At 68.9% G+C, this 25,688-nt stretch carries 20 protein-coding genes and 1 pseudogene; 3 read left to right on the plus strand and 18 right to left on the minus strand.

The features are described 5' to 3' along the window. Nucleotides 1–248: 248 nt before the first annotated feature. Together HZS56_RS07145 and HZS56_RS07150 are read right to left on the minus strand one after the other, a co-directional pair. Nucleotides 249–458 (minus strand): 4-oxalocrotonate tautomerase family protein, encoded by a 210-nt coding sequence (locus HZS56_RS07145; RefSeq protein ID WP_216719835.1) that lies wholly within the window; start codon nt 456–458, stop codon nt 249–251. Between the two features lie 53 nt (nt 459–511). Continuing rightward, nucleotides 512–1,282 carry an SDR family oxidoreductase gene (locus tag HZS56_RS07150; protein ID WP_216719836.1) on the minus strand — a complete coding sequence of 257 codons (771 nt, stop codon included), beginning with the start codon at nt 1,280–1,282 and terminating at the stop codon, nt 512–514. 77 nt (nt 1,283–1,359) lie between these two features. Here HZS56_RS07150 and HZS56_RS07155 point away from each other — a divergent pair, with 77 nt between their 5' ends. After that, complete coding sequence (locus tag HZS56_RS07155; RefSeq protein WP_216719837.1) at nt 1,360–2,217, plus strand: helix-turn-helix transcriptional regulator; 858 nt, start codon at nt 1,360–1,362, stop codon at nt 2,215–2,217. Nucleotides 2,218–2,251: 34 nt separating this feature from the next. Here HZS56_RS07155 and HZS56_RS07160 read toward each other — a convergent pair whose 3' ends face one another. Continuing rightward, nucleotides 2,252–2,842: a TetR/AcrR family transcriptional regulator gene (locus HZS56_RS07160; RefSeq protein ID WP_216719838.1), complete on the minus strand. Its 591-nt coding sequence runs from the start codon at nt 2,840–2,842 to the stop codon at nt 2,252–2,254. 70 nt (nt 2,843–2,912) lie between these two features. Between HZS56_RS07160 and HZS56_RS07165 the strand changes: the two genes are divergently transcribed. Further along, nucleotides 2,913–3,770 carry an alpha/beta fold hydrolase gene (locus HZS56_RS07165; RefSeq protein ID WP_216719839.1) on the plus strand — a complete coding sequence of 286 codons (858 nt, stop codon included), beginning with the start codon at nt 2,913–2,915 and terminating at the stop codon, nt 3,768–3,770. A gap of 68 nt (nt 3,771–3,838) precedes the next feature. Here the strand turns inward: HZS56_RS07165 and HZS56_RS38035 are convergent, their stop codons facing one another. The 10 genes and pseudogenes from HZS56_RS38035 to HZS56_RS07215 all read right to left on the minus strand — a co-directional run bounded on the left by HZS56_RS38035 (nt 3,839) and on the right by HZS56_RS07215 (nt 13,727). Further along, on the minus strand, nt 3,839–4,015 hold the full coding sequence (locus HZS56_RS38035) for a DUF397 domain-containing protein (protein ID WP_253913846.1): 177 nt from the start codon (nt 4,013–4,015) through the stop codon (nt 3,839–3,841). A gap of 160 nt (nt 4,016–4,175) precedes the next feature. Next, complete coding sequence (locus HZS56_RS07175; protein ID WP_216719840.1) at nt 4,176–4,913, minus strand: alpha/beta fold hydrolase; 738 nt, start codon at nt 4,911–4,913, stop codon at nt 4,176–4,178. Nucleotides 4,914–5,106: 193 nt separating this feature from the next. After that, nucleotides 5,107–6,243 (minus strand): hypothetical protein, encoded by a 1,137-nt coding sequence (locus HZS56_RS07180; RefSeq protein ID WP_216719841.1) that lies wholly within the window; start codon nt 6,241–6,243, stop codon nt 5,107–5,109. 145 nt (nt 6,244–6,388) lie between these two features. Continuing rightward, nucleotides 6,389–6,696, minus strand: a pseudogene (locus HZS56_RS07185) (helix-turn-helix domain-containing protein); the annotation flags it as partial. A gap of 168 nt (nt 6,697–6,864) precedes the next feature. Then, on the minus strand, nt 6,865–7,764 hold the full coding sequence (locus HZS56_RS07190; protein WP_216719842.1) for an RpnC/YadD family protein: 900 nt from the start codon (nt 7,762–7,764) through the stop codon (nt 6,865–6,867). A gap of 213 nt (nt 7,765–7,977) precedes the next feature. Next, complete coding sequence (gene tuf, locus HZS56_RS07195; protein ID WP_216719843.1) at nt 7,978–9,171, minus strand: elongation factor Tu; 1,194 nt, start codon at nt 9,169–9,171, stop codon at nt 7,978–7,980. Nucleotides 9,172–9,344: 173 nt separating this feature from the next. Then, nucleotides 9,345–11,471, minus strand: a complete 2,127-nt coding sequence (fusA, locus tag HZS56_RS07200; protein ID WP_216719844.1) for an elongation factor G — start codon at nt 11,469–11,471, stop codon at nt 9,345–9,347. A 39-nt stretch (nt 11,472–11,510) separates the two neighbouring features. Beyond that, nucleotides 11,511–11,981 (minus strand): 30S ribosomal protein S7, encoded by a 471-nt coding sequence (gene rpsG, locus HZS56_RS07205; RefSeq protein ID WP_003974303.1) that lies wholly within the window; start codon nt 11,979–11,981, stop codon nt 11,511–11,513. 2 nt (nt 11,982–11,983) lie between these two features. After that, the gene (gene rpsL / locus HZS56_RS07210; protein WP_003948652.1) at nt 11,984–12,355 is read right to left on the minus strand and encodes a 30S ribosomal protein S12; all 372 of its coding nucleotides are present in this window, start codon (nt 12,353–12,355) and stop codon (nt 11,984–11,986) included. Nucleotides 12,356–12,671: 316 nt separating this feature from the next. Then, a complete protein-coding gene (locus HZS56_RS07215) occupies nt 12,672–13,727 on the minus strand; it encodes a glycosyltransferase family 2 protein (RefSeq protein ID WP_216719845.1) in 1,056 nt (351 codons plus the stop codon). A 92-nt stretch (nt 13,728–13,819) separates the two neighbouring features. On the opposite strand from HZS56_RS07215, the gene HZS56_RS07220 reads away from it, so the two are divergent. Then, on the plus strand, nt 13,820–15,184 hold the full coding sequence (locus tag HZS56_RS07220) for a putative hexosyltransferase (protein WP_374201096.1): 1,365 nt from the start codon (nt 13,820–13,822) through the stop codon (nt 15,182–15,184). Nucleotides 15,185–15,322: 138 nt separating this feature from the next. Here the strand turns inward: HZS56_RS07220 and HZS56_RS07225 are convergent, their stop codons facing one another. The 5 genes from HZS56_RS07225 to HZS56_RS07245 form a co-directional block, all read right to left on the minus strand. Beyond that, on the minus strand, nt 15,323–19,222 hold the full coding sequence (locus tag HZS56_RS07225; RefSeq protein ID WP_216719846.1) for a DNA-directed RNA polymerase subunit beta': 3,900 nt from the start codon (nt 19,220–19,222) through the stop codon (nt 15,323–15,325). Nucleotides 19,223–19,319: 97 nt separating this feature from the next. Continuing rightward, nucleotides 19,320–22,805, minus strand: coding sequence for a DNA-directed RNA polymerase subunit beta (gene rpoB, locus HZS56_RS07230; protein WP_216719847.1), 3,486 nt, complete (start codon nt 22,803–22,805; stop codon nt 19,320–19,322). A gap of 588 nt (nt 22,806–23,393) precedes the next feature. Next, nucleotides 23,394–23,783, minus strand: coding sequence for a 50S ribosomal protein L7/L12 (gene rplL, locus HZS56_RS07235; protein WP_216719848.1), 390 nt, complete (start codon nt 23,781–23,783; stop codon nt 23,394–23,396). Nucleotides 23,784–23,900: 117 nt separating this feature from the next. After that, nucleotides 23,901–24,431, minus strand: a complete 531-nt coding sequence (gene rplJ / locus HZS56_RS07240) for a 50S ribosomal protein L10 (RefSeq protein WP_194276391.1) — start codon at nt 24,429–24,431, stop codon at nt 23,901–23,903. Between the two features lie 309 nt (nt 24,432–24,740). Beyond that, nucleotides 24,741–25,595, minus strand: coding sequence for an SCO4651 family lipoprotein (locus HZS56_RS07245; RefSeq protein WP_216719849.1), 855 nt, complete (start codon nt 25,593–25,595; stop codon nt 24,741–24,743). Between the last annotated feature and the right edge of the window lie 93 nt (nt 25,596–25,688).

The raw sequence follows: 25,688 nt of genomic DNA on the forward strand, positions 1-25,688 counted from the left end.
TACGCGTCCGCGTGGGTGAGGGGGGCGTACGTCCGTCGTCCGGTCGGTCCGGTGGTGGGCGCTCGGCGCCGTTGCCGCGCGCGGGACACTTAAGTGTTACGCGCATGTAAACATTCTGGCCAGCACCCGGCGCACAGCACGCTCAGTATATGAGATGCAGATTTCTCATATCGGGTGATAGTCGGCACATGAACCGCCTGCATCCGGCCTCTGGCCTCCGGCCTCCGATCTCCGGGCGGGTCCCTGCGTCACCCCTCTTGGTTCAGCATCGCGGCCGTGAGGACGTTGCCCGCGACGCCCCAGCCGCCGTCGGGGACCTCGTCGACGAGGACGACGGTCGTCGGGCGGGCCCGCTCCCCGTAGATCTCCGCGTAGAGGTCGGTGGTGCGCTCGACGATCTTCTTCTTGTCCTCGGCGGTCAGGGTGCCCGCGGGGACCTTGAACTGGGCGAACGGCATGCGTGTCTCCTGGCAGTCGGTGCTCGTACGGGGTGGTTCCTCGTTGCCGGGTGTCAGACCAGTCCGCCGTTGGCGCGCAGGACCTGGCCGTTCACCCAGTGGCCGGCCGGGCTGGTGAGGAAGGCGACCACGCGGGCGATGTCCTCGGGGCTGCCCAGCCGCTCCAGCGGCGGGGCCTTCGTGAGCTGGTCGATCTGTTCGGGCGTCTTGCCGTCGAGGAACAGGTCCGTGGCCGTCGGGCCGGGCGCGACCGTGTTCACGGTGACGTCCCGCCCGCGCAGCTCCTTCGCCAGGATCAGCGTCATCGCCTCCACGGCGCCCTTGCTCGCCACGTAGGCGCCGTACGTGGGGAACTGCGTGCCGACCACGGAGGTCGAGAACCCCACGAACGAGCCGCCCGCGCGCAGCCGCCGCGCCGCCTGCTGCGCGACGACGAAGGTGCCGCGGATGTTGGTGCGGTGCATGGCGTCGAGCGCCGCCAGGTCCAGGTCGGCGATGGTCGACAGGGTCATCCGCCCGGCCGAGTTCACCACCGCGTCGACACCGCCGTACTCGGCCTCCGCCCGGTCGAACAGCGCGGCGACCTCCTTCTCCTCCGCCACGTCCGCCCGTACGGCGACGGCGCGGCCGCCGGCACCGGTGATCGCCGCCACCACCTCCTCGGCGGCGAAGGCGTCGCGGGCGTAGTTCACGACGACGGCCAGGCCGTCCGCGGCGAGCTTCCGGGAGACCGCCCGGCCGATGCCGCGCGACCCCCCGGTGACGACGGCGACCCGGGTGTCTGCCTCTGATGCGGGAGTCTGCTGGTTGGTGTGCGTGGTCATGCCTCCACGATGCGCGCGGCCGGCCGCCGCAGCCAGGGGACGCCATCCCCTGGGTCACCGGCCCGGCCGGGCGCAGAATGGTCGGCATGAGCGCTGTGAAGTACGCCGAGCTGGGAGCCTTCCTGCGGTCGCGGCGCGAGCGCATCCGCCCGGCCGAGGTCGGCCTGCCGGCCGGGCCCAGGCGCCGGGTGCCGGGGCTGCGCCGCGAGGAGGTCGCCCAGCTCGCGGGGGCGTCCGTGGACTACTACAACGAGCTGGAGCGCGGCGCCGGCTCCCAGCCCTCCGAGCAGATGGTCGCCGCACTGGCACGGGCGCTGCGGCTCTCCGCCGACGAGCGGGACTACCTCTACCGGCTCGCCGACCGGCCGGTGCCCGTGCAGGGCGGTGCGGCCTCGCACGTGCACCCCGGCATGCTCGACCTGCTCGACCGCATGCCGTCCACTCCGGCGCAGGTCATCACCGACCTGCACGTCACCCTCGTACAGAACCCGCTGGCCGTGGCGCTGCTCGGCGACCAGTCCGGGCTGCGGGGGCCGCGGGCCAGCTTCGTCCACCGCTGGTTCACCGAGCCGGAGGCCCGCAGCCTCTACCCCGAGGCCGACCACGAGACCCAGTCCCGCTCGTTCGTCGCCGACCTGCGGGCCGCCGCCGCGAGGCGGGATGCGAAGGACGCGGAGACGGGCACGATGGTCCGTACGCTGCTCGACGTCTCACCGGAGTTCGCCGCGCTCTGGGCCGACCACGAGGTCGCCGTCCGGCGCAGGGACCGCAAACGGCTCCTCCATCCCGAGCTGGGCCTGATCGAGGTCAACTGCCTCCACCTCTTCAGCGAGGACGGCCGCCAGCGCCTCCTCTGGTTCACCCCGGCGGTCGGGACGGAGAGCGCGGGGCTGCTGGAGCTGCTGGGGGTGGTGGGGACGCAGGAGGTCGCCTGAGCCGAAGCACGGCGGTTGTCGGTGGTCGGCACTGTCATTCCCCGTCGGCCCGGGCGATGGCGGCGCGCAGCAACGTGGCCATCGACCGGCCCGCCACCCGCAGCGGTTCCGGGTCACGGGCCGCCCGGCTGAGCATGAAGGCTCCCTCCAGCGTCATGACCATCGAGTACGCGAGGGACCGCGCCGTCTCCGGTTCGGCCACCCAACGGCCGAACCACCGCGTCGCCGCGCCGACCCACTCCTCGAAGACCTCGGCCGTCGCGATGCGCAGCGCCTCGTTGCTGCTCGCGACTTCCAAGGCCACCGTCCCGATGGGGCACGCGTCGGCGTAGTCGGCCGCTGCAAGGCTGTCCGCGGCCGCCTCGAACGCGTGCACGAGGGATTCCACCGGGTCCGGCACGCTGTCCAGCAGCGCCAGGACCATCCGGCCGTACTCGGTTCCGGACGTGCGGATCATGTCCTCGGCCAGTTGCTGCTTGCCGCCGGGGAAGAAGTGGTAGATCGAGCCGAACGGCGCGTCCGCCTCTGCCGCGATCCGCTTCAGGCCGGTGGCCGAGTAGCCGTGCCGGCGGAACAGCACCGTGGCGGCGCCCTGGATCCTGGCTCGCGTGTCCGACCGTCCCATTGCCTTCCACCTCTCTCCCCTCCAAAATTACAGTAGAGCGATCTATCAAGAACACAAGCGGGAGGTCGCGATGCCGAGAATCGAGACGTCGTCCGGACCGATCGACTACCAGGACACCGGCGGCGAGGGGCCGGTGCTGGTGTTCGGCCACGGCCCGCCGATGAACGAGAGTCAGTGGCGCAAGGTGGTCCCGCTGCTGGACGGATACCGGTGCATCCTGCCCACCCTGCCCCTGGGCGGCCACCGTCAGCCGATGAACCCGGACGCCGACCTGTCCCAGCGCGGTGTCGCCCTGCTCCTGGGGGAGTTCATCGAGAAGCTCGGTGCGGGCCCGGTGACCCTCGTACTCAATGACTGGGGCGGGGGCCAGTTCCTGGTGTCCGAGGGGCGGGACCAGCAGATCGCGCGCATGGTGCTGGTGGCCTGCGAGGCCTTCGACAACTTCCCTCCGGGACCGGCCAAGGCCATGGCGCGCGTGTCCGGGATTCCGGGCAGCATCTGGCTCCTGACGCGCCTCATGCGCGTTCCGGCCGTCCGTCACAACCGGGGTGGGTACGGCGGGATGAGCCTGCGCGGGATCCCCGACGAGGTCATGGACGACTGGTTCGCTCCCGCCACCCGCAGCAGGGCCGTCCGCAGGGACTTCGCCAAGTTCGCCACCGGCGCGCCCGGGCGCAAAACCCTGCTCGCCTGGAGTGAGCGGATGCGTGACTTCGACCGGCCGGTACTGGTCGTCTGGGCGACCGAGGACCGCCTGATGCCGCGCGAGCACGGCCCCCGGCTGGCCGCGCTGTACCCGCAGGGCCGGCTGGTGGAGATCGCCGACTCGTCCACCCTCATCCCCGAGGACCAGCCCGGACAACTCGCCCGGGTACTCATCGACTTCCTGACCGGAACCGGAGCAGAACCGGCCCGGCACGCCTCCTGAGCGGGGGGGCCGGCAGCCGCCCCTGCCGGTGACAACCCGCGCGTTCCGGCTCGCCGGGGGACCGCCCGTTACTGCTCCGAGGCGTACGGCGGGAAGCCCGCCCAGGCGTCAGGAGTGAGCGCCGGCCGAGGACCGTCGGCCTGCTGGGCGTCACGGACCCGGACGGTGCCGGGGGCTGCCGCCGCGACCTCGGACTTCACCAGCTCGATTGTGCCGTCCCGTCCCGGACCGATGCCGCGGTTCATGGCATGACCTGAAGCACCGCGTTGTGCAACCACCCCGCCTCCAACGGCCGTTCGCGCTGTTGACGCCACGCCGTCGTATCTCCCATGTGCCTCCGACAGGTCGGCGCAGCAGCCCTCTCCCAGGACGAAACCGAGAAGGGGCCGAGACGCACCGGCACCGTCATCCCCAGAACGAGAGGAGGGCACGCGCACTGGCGACCGGGTCCTGCACCATCCACCAGTGGCCCAGTCCCTCCAGAATCGCCGGCTGCGCTCCTGCCCGGGCTGCCGACCGGCGGCGCATCTCCTCGGAGCCGACCAGCCGGTCCTCGGTGCCGATGACGGCAAGACCGGGGCGTGCGGCCGCGGCCGGAAGATCCTGGCCCAGACGGGCCAGGGCCGGTTGAACGGCGGACCGGTAGAAGGAGAGGATGGCCTTCCCCATCTCCGGCCCTTGGGCGGCGGCGAGCTGTGCCGCGATCGCCCGGTCGATGCCCCTGGCCACCATGCGCTCGGTGCGCTGGTCGAGTGTGCCGCCCAGCAGTTCCGCCACCGACCGCTCGCCCTCCCCCGGTGTCTGCCATTGCTGGGCGAGGTCGTGCCAGACGTAATCCGGATCGAAGACGCCCACGGAGTCGCTGACCCAGGTCCGCAGCAGATCGGGCCGGGTCATGGCGACGCCGATCACCGTGCTGCCGCCCACGTCGTGACCGACGAGATCGACCGGTTCACCGATCTTCTCGAGTTCCGCGACGAGCCAGTCCCGGTACCCGGACAGCGTGCAGGCGAAGCCGTCCGGAACGGGCGCGCCGAAGCCGGGCGGTGACAACCGCACGACGTCCGTCCTGTCCAACTCGGCACAGAGCAGGTCCCACACCACTGCGGACTCGGGGTTGCCGTTCACGAACACGGCGGTCATGACATGCCTCCGGAGGGACGGTGCGAGCGATTCCCGACCCTCACACAATTGTTGAACAACACGCAAGTAAGCAGTAAGTCCGTACGCGGCACCGCACGCTCGCCGAGGTCGAGGTGGGCCTGCCGACCAGGCCGGCGCTGTGCTCGGGAGCACGTACGCCGCCACTGGAGAGGGGGCCGGCCCCGGTCGAGGATCAGGTGCGGGAGACCCTCCCGCAGTCGTCCGGCTCGGACCCCGTCAGGGGGCGGCTGCGGTCGTAGGGGTCGGTCAGCGGACCCGTGGCGCGCTCGCCGTCGGGGGCCTCGTCGCCGAAGCCGGGGTGCAGGTAGCCGTCGTGGATGCCGCAGCTGGTGTTGCCGTACTCGGAGAAGTACCTCTCCACCAGGAGCTTGCCCTCGGTCACGTTCCACCGGGCCGGGTCGTTCAGGGTCAGGGTGAGCACGCGGCGGATGACGGTGCGCGCCACCGGGCCGTCCTGGTCGTTGGTCCGCACCCGCGGGTAGACGAAGGTGTAGTCCGCGTCGACCTTCACGACGCCCGGTTCGCCCGCGGCGAGCGTCATGCGGCCGCGGACCTTGACGACGTCGCCGGCCGGGCGGGTCTCGGCCGGCTCGAAGCGGGTGAAGAGACGGAGCGGGTCGTGGTCCTCGTCCGGCCGGCTCAACGAGCGGCGCAGCTTCGGCAGCAGTTCCGGCTGCTTCGGGTCGAGGACGTCCAGTGCCTCGTCCGGATGCTCCCCGCTCAGTACGGCGGGGTCCAGATTGGCGGCGACCAGGAGTTCCTTGGTGCGGCGCAGCGCGAACGCCACGTCCTTCTCGCTCATGCCGGACAGGGCCTTGGCCTCCGGCACCTCGATGGCGTCGGCGCCCTCGGCCCACCTCTCGGCCGGTGAGCCGCGGAACGGGTGGGCGCGCGTGGCCCGCTCCGACCCGGCGGGTCCACCGGGGGCGCCGGTGGGGCGCGCCGTCTCGGCGGCCAGGGGCGTCGCGGAGCCGTCGTCCCCGCCGCCGGGCAGCCGGTCCAGGAGCAGCGAGGGCCGTACGGCGACGACCGCGAGGACCGCCAGTGCCAGCACACCGGCGACCGCCCACGTCCGGCGCCGCCGAGGGCGACCGTCCCTCTTCGGGGCCGGCTGCGGGGTACGCCGTGCCGCCGTCTCCTCTTCCTCGCGCAACCGCCGGGCCACCATCCGCGCCCGCGCCGACGGTTCCCTGGGCGCGGAGGTACCCCCGCCTTCGGCGGCCTCCCGCAGGAAGGACTCCAGTTCCTCGTCGGAGAGGGAGGAGGACGGGTCGTCTTCCGGGCGCTCGGGGGGTGGGAGAGGGCTCACGGGCTCACTTTCCTGATGACGGTGCCTGATGCCGGTGCCGGCCGGTATCACCGGCGGTCCATCGTGCCGTCATGTGGAGGAAAGGTGCCGCCGGATGTCGGAATTCGTGACCGAACCTGTACTTCTCGTTCAGCGTCGACTCACGTCAGGCCCTCGGATAAGTCAGTACCGCCAGCACCCTGCGGTGGGTCCCGGTCGCCGGGGGCAGGTCGAGTGGGGCAAGGATGCTGGCGACGCGCTTGCCCACGGCCGCATCGGAGACGACGAGTGCGCGGGCCATCGCGGCATGGGAGCGGCCCTCCGCGATCAGGGCGAGTACGTCGCACCCGCGAGGGCTGAGCCGCTCCAGGGATCACGGCGGCGGCGCAGCAACTGCCGTACGACTTCGGGGGCGACGACCGTGCCGCCGTCCGCGACCCCGGTCAGCGCGTCCACGAACTCCTCCACGCCGCCCCGGAGCGCGACCACGAAACGCCGACACCGGTGCCCCCCTGGCCGGCCGTCGGAACGGCCGCGGGCGCGTGCATCGGACCTGCGCTCGCCGCCACGGTCGTTCCTACCGCGCCGGCCTTGCGTCGCGGCGCGACGGAGCTCGCGGGTGTCCGCCAGTGAACCGGCCTCTCAGGCGTCGCCGGGCACGAACAGCTCGGCCGCCGCCGACGCCGTGATGGCCCGGGTGAACCAGACGCCCAGGGTCTCCAGATCACCGCATCCGACGATGCGCGCCCGCTCCTCCTCGGAGACCTTGAGCCCCCGTCGGTCCAGCAGAAGCAGGATGTCCTCGGCGCGCCCAGCCGTACGCCCTTCCTCGCGCCCCTCCGCCCGAAGGTTCTGCGCGGTCTCCGACTGGAAGAAAGAGAGGTCGGCGGCCATGATCTGCCTCCAGAGATTCGCGGCCGGCGTCGTGCCGAGGCCTTGTTCCATATAGACGGTGAACTTGCTTGCGGTCTTCTCGTCGTCGGCCGACAGGTCTTTCAGTGCCGTTCCCAGTGCTTTCAGTATGGCACCGGCGCCCGGATCCCGGCGGTGCAGAGCCGCGGAGAGGATGGTCAGGGGAATGTCCCGCGCCGCCTCCTCGGAGCTGCGGATCACCGGCAGGCTGTCCGGCCCCAGGACCAGGGGGCGCACCGTGAGCGAGCGCCACTGGGGAGGGCCGATGTCCACCTGCCGACTCGCCCACGCAGCGGTGCGGCGGTCGGCGCAGACGACCAGGAGGACCGGCGGGAGACGGTACTTGGCGTGCAAGTACGAGGCGTAGTACGCCCAGCTCGCGGGCTTCTTGGGGTCCGGGGCGCTCTGGGACTCCACGGCGAGGAGGAAACTGGCGCCGTCCTCGGTGTCGAGGCGCAGGAGTGTGTCCACCCGGCGTTCCAGCGGGCGGTTCTCGGTGAGGTCGGTAGGGAGAGGGCCTGCCGAGACCGGGGCGTCGAAGGTGATGCCGATGCTCTTGACCGCTCGTACGAAGAGGGCCGGATCCTCCTGGAAGATCCTGTGCAGCGCCTCGTGAGGTGAACTGACCATGCGTCAGACGGTAGATCTTCACTGGCAATCCGACGCGACATATGCCAGTACTTCCTGCAAACGGGTGAATACCACCCCGATGGCGGTTGACGTCGTGCGCCGCCTCCGCATGACTGCGGATCCCCACGCGAAAGGGCCCGCACGACCGAAGTCGTGCGGGCCCTTTCAGGCATCAGCCCATGTCAGGTCAGTCGACCGACAAGCAAGCGGAGCTTACTTGTTGATCTTGGTGACCTGGCCGGCGCCCACGGTCCGGCCACCCTCGCGGATGGCGAACTTCAGGCCCTCCTCCATGGCGACGGGCTGGATGAGCTCCACCTTCATCTCGGTGTTGTCACCCGGCATGACCATCTCGGTGCCCTCGGGGAGGGTCACGACGCCGGTCACGTCCGTCGTACGGAAGTAGAACTGCGGACGGTAGTTGTTGAAGAAGGGGGTGTGACGGCCACCCTCGTCCTTCGACAGGATGTAGGCCTGGGCCTCGAACTCGGTGTGCGGGGTGACCGAGCCCGGCTTGATGATGACCTGGCCGCGCTCGACGTCCTCGCGCTTGATGCCGCGGAGCAGCAGACCGACGTTCTCACCGGCCTGACCCTCGTCCAGCAGCTTCCGGAACATCTCGATGCCGGTGACCGTGGTCGTGGTCTTGTCCTGCTTGATGCCGATGATGTCGACGGTCTCGTTGACCTTGAGGACACCACGCTCGATGCGGCCGGTGACGACCGTACCGCGACCGGTGATGGTGAAGACGTCCTCGATCGGCATCAGGAACGGCTTGTCGACGTCGCGCTGCGGCTCCGGGATGGCCTCGTCCACGGCCTTCATGAGCTCGAGGACCGAGTTGCCCCACTCCTTGTCGCCCTCGAGGGCCTTCAGGGCGGAGACCTTGACGACCGGCAGGTCGTCGCCCGGGAACTCGTACTCGGAGAGCAGCTCACGGACCTCGAGCTCGACGAGCTCCAGGATCTCCTCGTCGTCCACCATGTCGGCCTTGTTCAGGGCGACGACGATGTACGGAACGCCGACCTGGCGGGCCAGGAGCACGTGCTCCTTGGTCTGCGGCATCGGGCCGTCGGTGGCGGCGACCACGAGGATGGCGCCGTCCATCTGCGCGGCACCCGTGATCATGTTCTTGATGTAGTCCGCGTGACCGGGGCAGTCGACGTGGGCGTAGTGACGCGTCTCGGTCTGGTACTCGACGTGCGCGATGGAGATGGTGATACCGCGCTGGCGCTCCTCGGGCGCCTTGTCGATCATGTCGAAGGCCGAGGCCTCGTTCAGGTCCGGGTACGCGTCGTGCAGCACCTTGGTAATGGCGGCCGTGAGGGTCGTCTTACCGTGGTCGATGTGACCGATGGTGCCGATGTTGACGTGCGGCTTAGTCCGCTCGAACTTCGCCTTCGCCACTGGGGTCCTCCTGTGGAGTGGTTCTGTACGCCTTACTCATCGGCGCCAGGTGATCTTTGCTGGAAAGCCCGGGTGCCGGGGGCATTCCACCGGGTTCGCGGCGGAATGCCCCATGCAGGCTCCGGGGTCAAGCCTAAAGCGTGGGAACGGGGTCCGTTAAACGGAGTAGTCCGTCACTCGCCCTTGGCCTTCGCGATGATCTCCTCGGCGACGTTCCGGGGAACCTCGGCGTAGGAGTCGAACTGCATCGAGTAGCTTGCGCGACCCGACGTCTTGCTGCGGAGGTCCCCGACGTAGCCGAACATCTCCGACAGCGGCACGAGGCCCTTCACGACGCGGGCGCCCATCCGCTCCTCCATGGCCTGGATCTGGCCACGGCGGGAGTTGATGTCACCGATGACGTCACCCATGTAGTCCTCGGGCGTGGTGACCTCGACGGCCATCATCGGCTCCAGGAGCACGGGCGAAGCCTTGCGCGCGGCCTCCTTGAACGCCTGCGAACCGGCGATCTTGAAGGCGAGCTCGGAGGAGTCGACCTCGTGGTAGCCACCGTCGATGAGCGTGACGCGGACGCCCGTCATCTCGTAGCCGGCCAGGATGCCGAACTGCATGGCCTCCTGCGCACCGGCGTCCACCGAAGGGATGTACTCCTTCGGGATGCGGCCGCCGGTCACCTTGTTCACGAACTCGTACGACGCGTCGCCGCCGGTGATCGGCTCGATCGCGATCTGCACCTTGGCGAACTGGCCGGTACCACCGGTCTGCTTCTTGTGGGTGTAGTCCACGCGCTCGACGGTCTTGCGGATCGTCTCACGGTAGGCGACCTGCGGCTTGCCGACGTTGGCCTCGACCTTGAACTCGCGCTTCATCCGGTCGACGAACACCTCGAGGTGCAGTTCGCCCATACCGCCGATGATGGTCTGGCCGGTCTCCTCGTCCGAGTGGACCTGGAAGGAGGGGTCCTCCTCGGCCAGGCGCTGGATCGCGACGCCGAGCTTCTCCTGGTCGCCCTTCGACTTGGGCTCGATCGCGACCTCGATGACCGGCGCCGGGAAGTCCATGGACTCCAGGATGACCGGGTTCTTGTCGTCGGACAGCGTCTCACCGGTGGTGGTCTGCTTCAGGCCCATGACGGCGACGATGTCACCGGCGCCCGCCGACTCGATCTCCTCACGCTTGTTGGCGTGCATGCGGTAGATCTTGCCGATGCGCTCCTTGCGGCCCTTGACCGAGTTCAGCACCGCGGTGCCGGAGATCAGGCGGCCGGAGTACACCCGGAGGAAGGTGAGCTTGCCGAGGTGCGGGTCGCTCATGATCTTGAACGCCAGCGCGGCCAGCGGCTCGTCCTCGGACGGCTTGCGGGTGATGACGACCTCGGGGTCCTTGACGTCCTGGCCCTCGATGGCCTCGACGTCGAGCGGGGTCGGCAGGTAGCGCACGACCGCGTCGAGCAGGGGCTGGACGCCCTTGTTCTTGAACGCGGTGCCGCAGAACACCGGGGTGACCGTGGTGTCCGCCGACTTGCCGGAGGTGATGGTGACGCGGCGGATCGCGGCGTACATCTGCTCCACGGTGGGCTCCTTGCCCTCCAGGAACAGCTCCATGATCTCGTCGTCGTTCTCCGCGACGGCCTCGACCAGCTTGCCGCGCCACTCCTCGGCGGCCTCGGCGTGCGTGTCGGGGATGTCGACGGTCTCGTACATCTCGCCCTTGGCCGCCTCGGCGGACCACACGAGCGCCTTCATGCGGACCAGGTCCACGACGCCCTTGAAGTCGGCCTCGGCACCGATGGGGAGCTGCATGACGAGCGGCTGGGCGCCCAGGCGGTTCGAGATCATCTCCACGCAGCGGTGGAACTCGGCGCCGGTACGGTCCAGCTTGTTGACGAAGCAGATGCGGGGAACGCCGTAACGGTCGGCCTGACGCCACACCGTCTCGGACTGCGGCTCGACACCGGCGACACCGTCGAACACGGTCACGGCACCGTCGAGCACGCGCAGGGAACGCTCCACCTCGACGGTGAAGTCGACGTGCCCCGGGGTGTCGATGATGTTGATCGTGTAGTCGTTGTCCTCGAGCGGCCAGTGACAGGTGGTGGCAGCGGACGTGATCGTGATGCCACGCTCCTGCTCCTGCTCCATCCAGTCCATCGTGGCGGCGCCGTCGTGGACCTCACCGATCTTGTACGACACACCGGTGTAGAACAGGATCCGCTCGGTGGTGGTCGTCTTGCCCGCGTCGATGTGGGCCATGATCCCGATGTTGCGGACCTTGGCCAGGTCAAGTGAAGTGGTAGCCATAAGGCTTCAGTCTTCTCTCGGTCTCGATGTGGGTAGCGACTACCAGCGGTAGTGCGCGAAGGCCTTGTTGGACTCGGCCATCTTGTGCGTGTCCTCGCGCTTCTTCACCGCGGCACCCAGGCCGTTGGAGGCGTCGAGGAGCTCGTTGAGCAGGCGCTCGGTCATGGTCTTCTCGCGGCGGGCGCGGGAGTAGCCGACGAGCCAGCGCAGCGCGAGGGTGTTGGCGCGACCGGGCTTGACCTCGATCGGCACCTGGTACGTCGCACCACCGACGCGGCGGGACTTGACCTCGAGGGTCGGCTTGATGTTCTCGAGAGCGCGCTTGAGCGTGATGACCGGGTCGTTGCCGGTCTTCTCGCGCAGACCCTCCATGGCGCCGTAGACGATGCGCTCGGCGGTGGAGCGCTTGCCGTTCAGCAGCACCTTGTTGATCAGGGAGGTCACCAGAGGAGAACCGTAGACCGGGTCGATGATGACCGGGCGCTTCGGGGCGGGGCCCTTACGAGGCATTCTTACTTCTCCTTCTTGGCGCCGTAGCGGCTGCGGGCCTGCTTGCGGTTCTTGACACCCTGGGTGTCGAGGGAGCCGCGGATGATCTTGTAACGAACACCCGGCAGGTCCTTCACACGGCCGCCGCGCACGAGCACGATGGAGTGCTCCTGCAGGTTGTGCCCCTCACCCGGAATGTAAGCGGTGACCTCGATCCCGCTGGTCAGACGCACACGCGCGACCTTACGCAGGGCCGAGTTCGGCTTCTTCGGGGTGGTCGTGAACACACGCGTGCAGACGCCACGACGCTGAGGGGAACCCTCGAGTGCGGGCGTCTTGTTCTTCTCGACCTTGTCCTGCCGGCCCTTGCGGACCAGCTGCTGGATCGTAGGCACTACTTCTCCGGTTTCTGTGTGCCGAATGGTGAAGCTAACCTGGAACGTCACCGACCCACGCGGTCGGGTGTGTCGAAGCCGCGAGCCCCTGCCGCCAGGCGGAGGGAAAGCGCGGATTGCGGTGGCCGGTCACGACCTCCGATGCGGTTGTAGGCACGCGCGGAGGCCAGGGCACACCCCAGGCACAAGGTCTGAGCGTACCTATCGCATTCGCTGCGGTCAAAACAAATGGGCGAGACCGGCTCCCGCACCCGGTTCGCTCCGTTCTGTCCTGATCAGCGCTCTGTCCTGATCAGCCGCACCCCCGGCGGACGCCTCAGGCCCGCGGCAACGGGACGCGCGGCTCGTCCGGCTCAGAGGCACCCGGCGTACCCGGCGGGGCCGGCGTACCCGGCGGGGCCGGCGTGGCCGCCGTGGCCGCCGTGTCGTCGCGGACGAAGTACGTCGGCCGGTTCTGCACCGCCGTGTAGATGCGCCCGACGTATTCGCCGAGGAGGCCGACGCAGATCAGCTGCACGGCACCGATAAAGACGATGCCGGTGAACAGCGAGGTCCAGCCGGGGACCGTGCGCCCCAGCGCGAAGGCGGTCAGCGTGTAGACCAGCAGCACCAGGCAGACCACGAAGGCGCCGGCGCCCAGCCAGGTGGCGATGCGCAGCGGGGCCGCGGAGAAGCCGGTGACGCTGTCGACCGCGAGGCGGATCATGCGGCCCAGCGGATACTTGGTGCGGCCGGCGGTGCGCGCGGCCCGCTCGTACCGCACCTCCCCGCTGGGGAAGCCGAGCCACGGCACCAGCAGGCGGTACACCCGCTGCTGGTCGGGCAGGGCCTTCAGGGCGTCCACGGCGGCCCGGCTCAGCAGCCGGAAGTCGCCCGCCTGGGCCGGTACCGACGGGCCCGCCAGGCGCCGCATGAGGCGGTAGTAGACGCCCGCGGACCACCGCTTGAACCCGGAGTCGCTGCTGCGGTCGGCGCGCACGCCGTAGACGATGTCGAGCCCCTCCGCGCGGGCCAGCGCCAGCATGTCGGGGATCTTCTCCGGCGGGTCCTGGAGGTCGGCGTCCAGGCTCACCACGTACGCGCCGTGCGCCCGTTCCAGGCCCGCCGTGAGGGCCGCCTGGTGGCCGAAGTTGCGCCGCAGCGCAACCACCCGCAGCTCCGGCCAGCCCAGCCGGAAGGCGGCGAGCAGCTCCGCCGTGCGGTCGCCGCTGCCGTCGTCCACCGCCACGACCTCGTGGGGGACGTCCAGCTCCGAAAGGACCGGGCGCAGCCTGCTGACCAGCGCGGGCAGGACGTCCTCTTCGTTGAACATCGGGATGACGACCGACAACACGACCGGTTCGTGCCGCTCGGCGTCCCGTTCCTCCGGCACCGCGCCTCCCCTCTCCCGTGACCTTGAGTACAGATGTGCGACTCTTGTGCGATCTTATGGCAGCGCTGGACGAGTGAGGGTGGCCCGAGGGGATGACAGCCATGGACGCGGCTGCCGACGACACGACGACCGACGGCGCGGCCGGCACGACGCCGGGCTCGGCGACGGGCGAGGCGACGGGCTCGGCGACCGACGGGCCGGCCGGTGCGGCGGACGAGGGCCGCGGCGACCGCGCGGCCCGCTCCTGGCGGACCTGGCCCCCGGCCCTTCCTCCCGCCGCCCGGCCCTACCTGAACCCGCTGCTCCTCTACGGTGTCACGAAACTCGTCGGCCTCGGCGTCTTCGCCACCCTGCTCACGTACGCGGGGGACTTCCGGGAGAAGAACCCGCGCTTCGGCGGCGGCGCCCACTGGTGGGACGTCCTGGGCACCTGGGACGGCTGGTGGTACCTCCAGGTCGCCGAGCACGGCTACAGCCCCTCCCCCCTGGTCCCGCTCGAACCCGGCGGCCTGTTCACGGTCGAGCAGAACTCGGTCGCGTTCTTCCCTCTCTACCCGGCCCTGATCCGCATGGTCTCGGAGACCACCGGCCTCGGCCTGTACGGCTCCGGGATCCTGGTCTCCGTCGTGTCGTCCTTCGTCGCCGCGGCCGGCATCTACGCCGTGATCTCGCTGCTCGCGGGCGCCCGGGCCGGCACGGTCGCCGCCGGACTGTGGGCGGTGGCACCGGGCGCCGGCGTCGAGTGGGCCGTCTACTCCGAGTCGCTGTTCGTCGCCCTCGCCGCCTGGACCTGCTACGCCGTGATGACCCGGCGCTGGCTGACGGCCGGGCTGCTCGCCTTCACGGCCGGCCTGAACCGTCCCACCTCCGCCGTCCTCATCGGCGCCGTGGGCCTGGCGGCGCTGGTCACGCTGGCCCGTCCCGCTTCCCGGCGCGAGCACGGCGTACGGGGCCCGGTGTACGCCATGGTCGTCGCTCCGCTCGGCCTGCTGTGCTACGTCGCCTGGGTCGGCTGGAGCAGCGGCGAGGCCATGGCGTACTTCAGGCTCCAGCGCGAGGGCTGGGCGCACTACTTCGACTTCGGCGCCTACACCTGGGACGTGCTGCGCAACCTGGCGGTGGGCCGCGGGGACTACCCCTTCGCCTTCTCCACGCCGGACCTGCTCTCCCTCCAGCTGGTCGTGGCGCTGCCCTTCCTCCTCGCGGTGATGCTGCGCCGCAAGCCCCCGCTGGTGCTCGTCGCGTACACGCTGGCGACGATCGTCACGGTCCTGGGCACCCAGCAGATGTTCGGCAACACCATGCGCTACCTGCTGCCCGCCTTCCCCCTCCTGCTGGCCCCGGCCGCGGCCCTCGCCCGCCAGAAGCTGCCCACCCTCACGGTCTTCTTCACCACGGCGTCCCTCGCCTCGGGCTGGTACGCCCACTACGTCATCTTCGAACTGGGCGTGCCGTAGGCGCCCAGGGCCGCACGTCCCGCGTACGAGCGGCGGCTCGTCCCGCGCGGCGGCCCACCACCCCGTACACACGCCGGTACACACGCCGAAGGGCGGCCACCCCGTGGGGTGACCGCCCTTCGCTCGATCCGCTACCGCCTACTGGTTGTACGGACCGTAGTCGTAGTCCTCCAGCGGAACGGCCTGGCCGGAGCCCGTGCCGAACGGCGAGTAGTCGATGTCGTCGTAGCCGACGGCCGAGTACATCGCGGCCTTGGCCTCCTCGGTCGGCTCGACCCGGATGTTGCGGTAGCGGGACAGGCCCGTACCGGCCGGGATGAGCTTACCGATGATGACGTTCTCCTTGAGGCCGATGAGGCTGTCGGACTTGGCGTTGATCGCCGCGTCCGTCAGGACCCTGGTCGTCTCCTGGAAGGAGGCGGCCGACAGCCAGGACTCCGTCGCCAGCGAGGCCTTGGTGATACCCATCAGCTGCGGACGACCGGAGGCCGGGTGACCGCCCTCCTGGACCACGCGACGGTTCTCGGTCTCGAACTTGGTCCGCTCGACCAGCTCGCCGGGCAGCAGCTCGGCGTCGCCGGACTCGATGATCGTCACGCGGCGCAGCATCTGCCGGATGATGATCTCGATGTGCTTGTCGTGGATCGACACGCCCTGCGAGTTGTAGACCTTCTGGACCTCGCCGACCAGGTGGACCTGGACGGCACGCTGACCCAGGATGCGCAGCACGTCGTGCGGGTTGGTGGCACCCACGGTGAGCTTCTGGCCCACCTCGACGTGGTCGCCCTCGCCCACGAGCAGACGGGCGCGCTTCGAGATCGGGAACGCCGTCTCGTCGCTGCCGTCGTCCGGGGTGACGACGAGCTTCTTGGTCTTCTCGGTCTCCTCGATCCGGACGCGTCCGGAGGCCTCGGAGATCGGGGCGACACCCTTCGGGGTACGGGCCTCGAAGAGCTCGACGACACGCGGCAGACCCTGCGTGATGTCGTCACCGGCCACACCACCGGTGTGGAAGGTGCGCATCGTCAGCTGGGTGCCGGGCTCACCGATGGACTGGGCGGCGATGATGCCGACCGCCTCACCGATGTCGACCAGCTTGCCGGTGGCCAGCGAACGCCCGTAGCACATGGCGCAGGTGCCGACCTGGGACTCGCAGGTCAGGATCGAGCGGGTCTTGACCTCCTCGACGCCGTGGGCGACGAGGGCGTCGATCAGGACGTCACCGAGGTCGACGTTGGCCGGCGCGATCACCTTGCCGTCGATGACGACGTCCTCGGCGAGCATGCGGGCGTACACGCTGGTCTCGACGTCCTCGGCCTTGCGCAGCGTGCCGTCCGCGTCGCGCGTGGCGATCGGCAGCTTGAGGCCGCGCTCGGTGCCGCAGTCCTCCTCGCGAATGATGACGTCCTGGGAGACGTCGACCAGACGACGCGTGAGGTAACCCGAGTCGGCGGTCCGCAGCGCGGTGTCCGCCAGACCCTTGCGGGCACCGTGCGTGGAGATGAAGTACTCCAGCACGGACAGGCCCTCACGGAAGGAGGCCTTGATGGGACGCGGGATCGTCTCGTTCTTCGCGTTCGACACCAGACCACGCATACCGGCGATCTGACGCATCTGCATCATGTTGCCTCGTGCACCCGAGTTCACCATCATGAAGATCGGGTTGGTCTTCGGGAAGTTGTCGTTCATCGCCTCGGCGACCTCGTTGGTCGCCTTGGTCCAGATCGCGATGAGCTCCTGCGTGCGCTCGTCCTTGGTGATCAGACCGCGCTCGTACTGCTTCTGGACCTTCTCGTCCTGCGCCTCGTAGCCGCGGACGATCTCCTTCTTCGCCTCGGGAACGACGACGTCGGAGATGGCCACGGTGACGCCGGAACGGGTCGCCCAGAAGAAGCCGGCCGCCTTCAGGTTGTCGAGCGTCGCCGCCACGATGACCTTCGGGTAGCGCTCGGCGAGGTCGTTGACGATCTCGGAGAGCTGCTTCTTGCCGACCTCGTAGTCGACGAACGGGTAGTCCTCGGGCAGCAGCTCGTTGAAGAGCGCGCGGCCCAGCGTGGTCTTCAGGGTGAAGGTGTCGCCCTGCTGCCACTCCGGCTCGCCCTCCTCGCGGGCCGGGGGCTCCCAGCCGCGGGGCGGGATGGTGCCCACCGGGAAGCGGATGTCGACCTTCGACTGGAGCGACAGGTCGCCCGCGTCGAACGCCATGATCGCCTCGGCGGCGGACCCGAAGGAACGGCCCTCGCCCTGGAGGTCGCGGCCCTCGCCGTCGGTGGTGAGGAAGAACAGACCGAGGACCATGTCCTGGGTCGGCATCGTCACCGGACGGCCGTCGGCCGGCTTGAGGATGTTGTTCGAGGACAGCATCAGGATGCGGGCCTCGGCCTGCGCCTCCGCGGACAGCGGCAGGTGCACGGCCATCTGGTCGCCGTCGAAGTCCGCGTTGAACGCGGTGCACACGAGCGGGTGGATCTGGATGGCCTTGCCCTCGACCAGCTGCGGCTCGAAGGCCTGGATGCCGAGGCGGTGCAGGGTGGGCGCACGGTTCAGCAGGACCGGGTGCTCCGCGATGACCTCTTCGAGCACGTCGTACACGACCGTGCGGCCGCGCTCGACCATGCGCTTGGCGCTCTTGATGTTCTGCGCGTGGTTCAGGTCGACCAGGCGCTTCATCACGAACGGCTTGAAGAGCTCCAGCGCCATCGCCTTCGGCAGACCGCACTGGTGCAGCTTCAGCTGCGGACCGACGACGATCACGGAACGCGCGGAGTAGTCCACGCGCTTGCCGAGCAGGTTCTGACGGAAGCGGCCCTGCTTACCCTTGAGCATGTCGGACAGCGACTTCAGCGGACGGTTGCCGGGGCCCGTCACCGGGCGGCCGCGACGGCCGTTGTCGAAGAGGGCGTCCACCGCCTCCTGGAGCATGCGCTTCTCGTTGTTCACGATGATCTCGGGCGCGCCGAGGTCGAGAAGCCGCTTCAGGCGGTTGTTGCGGTTGATGACACGGCGGTACAGGTCGTTCAGGTCGGAGGTCGCGAAGCGGCCACCGTCCAGCTGCACCATCGGACGCAGGTCCGGCGGGATGACCGGCACGCAGTCGAGCACCATGCCCTTGGGGCTGTTGCTGGTCTGCAGGAACGCGGAGACGACCTTGAGGCGCTTGAGCGCACGGGTCTTCTTCTGGCCCTTGCCGGTGCGGATGATCTCGCGGAGGCGCTCGGCCTCCTCGTCGAGGTCGAAGGACTCCAGGCGCTTCTGCAGCGCGGCGGCGCCCATCGAGCCGTCGAAGTAGGTGCCGAAGCGGTCGCGCAGCTCGCGGTAGAGCAGCTCGTCGCCCTCGAGGTCCTGGACCTTGAGGTTCTTGAACCGGTTCCACACCTCGTCGAGGCGGTCGATCTCGCGCTGCGCACGGTCGCGCAGCTGCTTCATCTCGCGCTCGGCGCCCTCGCGCACCTTGCGGCGCACGTCGGCCTTGGCGCCCTCGGCCTCCAGCTCGGCGAGGTCCGTCTCGAGCTTCTTGGCGCGGGCCTCCAGGTCGGAGTCGCGGCGCTGCTCGATCTGCTGGCGCTCGACGGAGACGTGGGCCTCCAGCGAGGGCAGGTCGCGCGTGCGGCGCTCCTCGTCCACGAAGGTGATCATGTACGCGGCGAAGTAGATGACCTTCTCGAGGTCCTTCGGCGCCAGGTCCAGCAGGTAGCCCAGGCGCGACGGGACGCCCTTGAAGTACCAGATGTGGGTGACGGGCGCGGCCAGCTCGATGTGGCCCATCCGCTCACGGCGCACCTTGGCGCGAGTGACCTCGACGCCGCAGCGCTCGCAGATGATGCCCTTGAAGCGGACACGCTTGTACTTGCCGCAGTAGCACTCCCAGTCCCGGGTCGGACCGAAGATCTTCTCGCAGAAGAGTCCGTCCTTCTCGGGCTTGAGGGTGCGGTAGTTGATGGTCTCGGGCTTCTTGACCTCGCCGTGGCTCCACTGACGGATGTCGTCAGCGGTGGCCAGACCGATCCGGAGCTCGTCGAAGAAGTTGACGTCGAGCACTATGCGTCAATCCCTCTCAGGGTTGTAAGTCTGTGGTCTGAAACGGGGGTCGCGGGATCGGCGGGGCCTTCGGGCGGAAGGCCCCGCCTGACTCCCGTCAGACCTCTTCGACGCTGCTCGGCTCGCGCCGGGACAGGTCGATGCCGAGCTCCTCCGCTGCGCGGAAGACGTCCTCGTCGGTGTCACGCATCTCGATGGACATGCCGTCCGAGGACAGCACCTCCACGTTGAGGCACAGGGACTGCATCTCCTTGATGAGCACCTTGAAGGACTCGGGGATGCCGGGCTCAGGGATGTTCTCGCCCTTGACGATGGCCTCGTAGACCTTCACGCGGCCGGTCACGTCGTCGGACTTGATGGTCAGCAGCTCCTGGAGGGCGTACGCGGCGCCGTACGCCTCCAGCGCCCACACCTCCATCTCACCGAAGCGCTGGCCACCGAACTGGGCCTTACCACCCAGCGGCTGCTGGGTGATCATCGAGTACGGGCCGGTCGACCGGGCGTGCAGCTTGTCGTCGACCAGGTGGTGGAGCTTGAGGATGTACATGTACCCGACCGAGATCGGGTCCGGGAACGGCTCACCGCTGCGGCCGTCGAACAGCCGCGCCTTGCCGGACGGGAGCACCATGCGCTCGCCGTCGCGGTTCGGGATGGTGTGCTGGAGCAGGCCGGCCAGCTCGTCCTCGCGCGCACCGTCGAAGACCGGGGTGGCGACGTTGGTGCCGGGCTCGACCTTGTCGGCGCCGATGGCCTGGAGGCGCTGCGCCCACTCCTCCGCGAGGCCGGAGACGTCCCAGCCGCGGCTGGCGAGCCAGCCGAGGTGGATCTCCAGGACCTGCCCCGGGTTCATTCGGGACGGGACGCCCAGCGGGTTCAGGATGATGTCGACGGGCGTGCCGTCCTCCAGGAACGGCATGTCCTCGATCGGGTTGATCTTGGAGATGACGCCCTTGTTGCCGTGGCGGCCGGCGAGCTTGTCACCGTCGGTGATCTTGCGCTTCTGCGCGACGTAGACGCGCACCAGCTGGTTGACACCGGGGGGAAGCTCGTCGCCCTCCTCGCGGTCGAAGACGCGGACGCCGATGACCTTGCCGATCTCGCCGTGCGGCACCTTCAGGGAGGTGTCGCGCACCTCGCGCGCCTTCTCACCGAAGATCGCGCGGAGCAGGCGCTCCTCCGGGGTCAGCTCGGTCTCGCCCTTGGGCGTGACCTTGCCGACGAGGATGTCGCCGGCGACGACCTCGGCACCGATGCGGATGATGCCGCGCTCGTCGAGGTCGGCGAGGACCTCCTCGGAGACGTTCGGGATGTCCCGGGTGATCTCCTCGGGGCCGAGCTTGGTGTCACGGGCGTCGACCTCGTGCTCCTCGATGTGGATCGAGGAGAGGACGTCGTCCTGCACGAGGCGCTGCGACAGGATGATCGCGTCCTCGTAGTTGTGACCCTCCCACGGCATGAACGCGACCAGCAGGTTCTTGCCGAGCGCCATCTCGCCGTTCTCGGTGGCCGGGCCGTCGGCGAGGACCTGGCCCTCGATGACCCGGTCGCCCTCGGCGACGATGACCTTCTGGTTGACCGAGGTGCCCTGGTTGGACCGGGAGAACTTGGCCAGGCGGTACGTGATGTACGTGCCGTCGTCGTTGGTGGTGGTGATGTAGTCCGCGGAGACCTCCTGGACCACACCCGGCTTCTCGGCCTTGACCACGTCGCCGGCGTCGGCGGCGGAGCGGTACTCCATGCCGGTGCCGACGAGCGGGGACTCGCTCTTGATGAGCGGCACCGCCTGACGCATCATGTTCGCGCCCATGAGGGCACGGTTGGCGTCGTCGTGCTCCAGGAACGGGATCATGGCGGTCGCGACCGACACCATCTGGCGCGGCGAGACGTCCATGTAGTCGACGTCGTCGCCGGGGACGTAGTCGACCTCGCCGCCGCGGCGGCGGACCAGGACGCGGGCCTCGGCGAACCGCAGGTCGTCGTTGAGCGTGGCGTTGGCCTGCGCGATGACGAAGCGGTCCTCCTCGTCGGCGGTCAGGTAGTTCACGTCGTCCGTGACCTGGCCGTCGACGACCTTGCGGTACGGCGTCTCGATGAAGCCGAACGGGTTGATCCGGCCGTACGAGGCGAGCGAGCCGATCAGACCGATGTTCGGGCCTTCGGGCGTCTCGATCGGGCACATGCGGCCGTAGTGCGACGGGTGCACGTCGCGGACCTCGAAGCCGGCCCGCTCACGGGAGAGACCACCCGGGCCGAGGGCGTTCAGACGACGCTTGTGCGTCAGCCCCGACAGCGGGTTGTTCTGGTCCATGAACTGGGACAGCTGGCTGGTGCCGAAGAACTCCTTGATGGAGGCGACGACCGGCCGGATGTTGATCAGGGTCTGCGGCGTGATCGCCTCGACGTCCTGGGTGGTCATGCGCTCGCGCACGACGCGCTCCATACGGGCGAGACCCGTACGGACCTGGTTCTGGATGAGCTCGCCGACGTTGCGAATGCGGCGGTTGCCGAAGTGGTCGATGTCGTCGGTCTCGACGACGATCTCCCGGCCCGACTCGCCGGTCGTCTCGGTCTCACCGGCGTGCAGCTTCACCAGGTACTTGATGGTGGCGATGATGTCGTCGGTGGTGAGCACGCCGGCGTCCAGCGGCTCGTCCGCGCCGAGCTTCTTGTTCACCTTGTAGCGGCCGACCTTGGCGAGGTCGTAGCGCTTCGGGTTGAAGTAGAGGTTCTCGAGCAGCGTCTGCGCGGCCTCACGCGTGGGGGGCTCGCCCGGGCGCAGCTTGCGGTAGATGTCGAGCAGCGCGTCGTCCTGGCCCTGGGTGTGGTCCTTCTCCAGGGTGGCGCGCATGGACTCGTACTCGCCGAACTCCTCGAGGATCTGCTCGGTCGTCCAGCCGAGGGCCTTGAGGAGGACGGTCACGGACTGCTTGCGCTTGCGGTCGATGCGCACACCGACCATGTCGCGCTTGTCGATCTCCATCTCCAGCCAGGCACCCCGGGACGGGATGATCTTGGCGGAGAAGATGTCCTTGTCGGACGTCTTGTCGATGGAGGAGTCGAAGTAGACGCCGGGCGAACGGACCAGCTGCGAGACGACGACACGCTCGGTGCCGTTGATGACGAAGGTGCCCTTGTTGGTCATGAGCGGGAAGTCGCCCATGAAGACCGTCTGGGACTTGATCTCGCCGGTCTCGTTGTTGGTGAACTCGGCGGTGACGAAGAGCGGGGCCGCGTACGTGAAGTCGCGGTCCTTGCACTCGTCGATGCTGTTCTTCGGGGGCTCGAAACGGTGGTCGCGGAAGGTCAGCGACATCGACCCGGAGAAGTCCTCGATCGGGGAGATCTCCTCGAAGATCTCCTCCAGACCGGACTTGGTGGGGACGTCCTGACCGGACTCCAGAGCCGACTCGACGCGAGCCTTCCAGGCGTCGTTGCCGAGCAGCCAGTCGAAGCTCTCGGTCTGCAGCGCGAGGAGGTTCGGAACCTCGAGGGGCTCCCTGATCTTTGCAAAGGAGATGCGCAGCGGGGCGGTGCTGGCAGCGTTGTTCGTATTCGCGGTCGAGGCATTGCGCGAGGCGGCCAAGAGGGGGTCCTTCCGAGGGCTCGGACTCACTACGCGCGTACCGGCCCCTCTTCCGTGCACGGAGACAGGGGGTGCCTGATGTGGCTAAAAGGCCAGGTCAGGCGTGCTCTGGTCGTCAGTGCTCGGGCGAGGGCAGACCCCTGGTGACGGGCAGGGGGCAGCTAACAGGCAGCGCAAAGGGTCAGTGTAGCCACTTGGCACACTGATGTCCAGTGCCGTTCTCGGGGACCGTGTTCGCTCCTCGTTGTTCTCACCACCTGTGCGGCAAGGCCTCGCCCTCAACGCACCGAGATACTGCCCTCTTCGCCGTCGATCCATGCCTCGGATTCGGATCCTTTGACGACGCCCTGAGAATTGCGCGCTGCGTGCGGTTCGTCAAGGCCCCCCTTGGCCCGAACCGGTTGCCTCCAGTGGCTCTCAGGGCCCCGGAGACGGCACGACGAAGATCACCATACTCTTCACCGTCACGCGTGCAAGGCAGCCGCAGCCGGACCCCGGATACGCCGAAGAGCGACCACCCGGATGGATGATCGCTCTTCGGTGCTACGGCGTTACAGACCCTGACGGATCCGTGGTGCCGGTGCGGTCCTACTTGACCTCGACGGTGGCGCCGGCGCCCTCGAGGGACTCCTTGGCCTTGTCCGCGGCGTCCTTGGCGACCTTCTCGAGGACGGGCTTCGGGGCGCCGTCCACGAGGTCCTTGGCCTCCTTCAGACCCAGGGAGGTCAGCTCGCGCACGACCTTGATGACCTGGATCTTCTTGTCGCCGGCACCGGTGAGGACGACGTCGAACTCGTCCTTCTCCTCGGCGGCCTCGGCGGCGGCGCCACCGGCGGCACCACCGGCGACGACGACCGGCGCGGCAGCGGCGGCGGTGACGTCGAACTTCTCCTCGAAGGCCTTCACGAACTCGGAGAGCTCGATGAGGGTCATCTCCTCGAACTGGGCGAGCAGGTCGTCCTGGCTGAGCTTCGCCATGATGGCGGTCCTTCCACTAATTCGGCAGGTGCCGGATGTACGGGGTGAGGCGGGCGTACGTCGGGCCCGCTGCGATCCGTCCGCGCTCAGGCGGCCCGGATCAGAAAGCGAGCCGAGTTACTCGGCACCGCCCTGCTCGTCCTGCTTGGCACGGAGCGCGTCCACGGTACGGACGAGCTTCGAGGGCAGCGCCTGGAAGACAGAGGCAGCCTGGGACTGCTTGCCCTTCATGGCACCGGCCAGCTTGGAGAGCAGAACCTCGCGGGACTCGAGGTCCGCAAGCTTCTTGATCTCGTCGGCGGACATCGCCTTGCCGTCAAGGACACCGCCCTTGATGACGAGATTCGGGTTGTCCTTGGCGAAGTCGCGCAGACCCTTCGCCGACTCCACCGGGTCACCGGTGACGAAGGCGACGGCCGTCGGACCAGCGAAGAGCTGGTCGTCGAGCGTGATCCCGGCCTCGTTGGCCGCAATCTTGGTCAGCGTGTTCTTCACCACGGCGTACTGGGCGTTCTCACCGAGCGACCGGCGCAGCGTCTTGAGCTGCGCCACGGTGAGACCGCGGTACTCGGTCAGCACGGCGGCGTTGGAGCTGCGGAACTTGTCCGTCAGCTCGGTAACCGCGGCAGCCTTCTCGGGCGTCGCCATAGAGCCTCGGCCTCCTTCCGGGTGATTCGGACCGCGCGGACCCGAAGGAGGACTGGGGCAAACGAAACGCCCCGGCGCAGGCGCACGGGGCGTGGCTCGACCGTCGTCACACGCACGGGGCGGGGACTTCCGGGAGCTCATCCACAGTCACCTGCGCGGGTCGTCCGCAGTTCAGCGGATCCTTCGGCCACCGTGCCCTCTTTCGAACACACGGCAACGACCAGCGGTCTTTGGCTTCCGTCGAAGCGTACGGGACCGGGGCAGTGTCAAGCAAATCCGTCCCGGCGTCGACCCGGAGGGGCGAGGGGATCAGCCCTCGGCCGCCGCCTCCTTCATCATCTCGGCCAGGTCGGCGGTGTCCTCGGCCGGCGGCGCGGCGACCTTCACGGGCTCGTTGATCCCGAGGAAGGTGATGGTCATGTCCAGCGGGCCCTTGTCGGCCTCGCCCTGCATGCGGAACTGCTTCGGCCGGTCGTCGCCGTCGACCCACATGTCCATCGCGAGCTCGTCGACGCCCATCTTCTCGTACTGTTCGAGGCTCTTCCGGCGCTTCTCCCGGGTGGCCTCGTCCTCGTCCCCGAGGGTCTTCTCCAGGTCGGCGAGGGCCACCGTGCCCTTGTAGTGGGTGGTCTCCACGCCCTCCACGGTCTCGGTGCCGACCTTCTCGACGTCCTCGGCGCCGGTGAGGAAGGTGGACTCGGTCGCCGGGTTCTGCTCGGCCCGGGCGGCGCCGCCCAGCTGGTTCAGGTCGTCGCCTGCACCCATCGCCCCGAGGTCGAGCTTGAGCCAGCTCTTGCCGTCCATCTCCTTGGCCGCCTCGGGGCCGCCGCCGATGTACATGGCCTTGTCGACGAGCCGGATCTCCGCGCTGCCGTCGGCGCCCTGGTCGAGCGCCGTCATCTTCATGCTCATCGCGAGCGCGGGCTTGAGCTGCATCTGCGCCTCGGCCTTGATCCGCCCCTCCTCGGGGACCCTGCCGGTCATGCGGTAGCGCAGGGAGTCGATCTCCTCCGTGTTCTTCGCCGCCTCGGCCACGGCCGCGGCCGGGGCCATGTCCGTGGACCCGCCCGCCTCGTCGTCGCCCTTGGCGCAGCCCACCGCGCCGGCGGCGAGCACCAGCGCGGCCAGTCCGGCACCCACCGGCACACGTACGGAAGTGTTCATCGATTTCCCCCCACGGGACTCAACGGCATGCAACGGGACACGGACACAACGGGATGCATCGAGATGCAACAGGCTTTAGGGAGCACACAACTT

Origin of the sequence: Streptomyces mayonensis (assembly GCF_018982965.1) — a bacterium.
GTDB classification, from domain to species: domain Bacteria; phylum Actinomycetota; class Actinomycetes; order Streptomycetales; family Streptomycetaceae; genus Streptomyces; species Streptomyces mayonensis.

Bases quoted from the DNA above. Each gene is read 5' to 3' on its own strand.
- HZS56_RS38035 (WP_253913846.1), bottom strand. From the start codon at position 4,015: ATGAACCGCGGCATCGGTCCGGGACGGGACGGCACAATCGAGCTGGTG.
- HZS56_RS07175 (WP_216719840.1), bottom strand. From the start codon at position 4,913: ATGACCGCCGTGTTCGTGAACGGCAACCCCGAGTCCGCAGTGGTGTGG.
- HZS56_RS07160 (WP_216719838.1), bottom strand. From the start codon at position 2,842: ATGGGACGGTCGGACACGCGAGCCAGGATCCAGGGCGCCGCCACGGTG.
- HZS56_RS07150 (WP_216719836.1), bottom strand. From the start codon at position 1,282: ATGACCACGCACACCAACCAGCAGACTCCCGCATCAGAGGCAGACACC.
- rplL (WP_216719848.1), bottom strand. From the start codon at position 23,783: ATGGCGAAGCTCAGCCAGGACGACCTGCTCGCCCAGTTCGAGGAGATG.
- HZS56_RS07190 (WP_216719842.1), bottom strand. From the start codon at position 7,764: ATGGTCAGTTCACCTCACGAGGCGCTGCACAGGATCTTCCAGGAGGAT.
- HZS56_RS07165 (WP_216719839.1), top strand. From the start codon at position 2,913: ATGCCGAGAATCGAGACGTCGTCCGGACCGATCGACTACCAGGACACC.
- HZS56_RS07220 (WP_374201096.1), top strand. From the start codon at position 13,820: ATGACAGCCATGGACGCGGCTGCCGACGACACGACGACCGACGGCGCG.
- rplJ (WP_194276391.1), bottom strand. From the start codon at position 24,431: ATGGCGACGCCCGAGAAGGCTGCCGCGGTTACCGAGCTGACGGACAAG.
- HZS56_RS07245 (WP_216719849.1), bottom strand. From the start codon at position 25,595: ATGAACACTTCCGTACGTGTGCCGGTGGGTGCCGGACTGGCCGCGCTG.
- fusA (WP_216719844.1), bottom strand. From the start codon at position 11,471: ATGGCTACCACTTCACTTGACCTGGCCAAGGTCCGCAACATCGGGATC.
- HZS56_RS07145 (WP_216719835.1), bottom strand. From the start codon at position 458: ATGCCGTTCGCCCAGTTCAAGGTCCCCGCGGGCACCCTGACCGCCGAG.
- HZS56_RS07155 (WP_216719837.1), top strand. From the start codon at position 1,360: ATGGTCGGCATGAGCGCTGTGAAGTACGCCGAGCTGGGAGCCTTCCTG.
- rpsG (WP_003974303.1), bottom strand. From the start codon at position 11,981: ATGCCTCGTAAGGGCCCCGCCCCGAAGCGCCCGGTCATCATCGACCCG.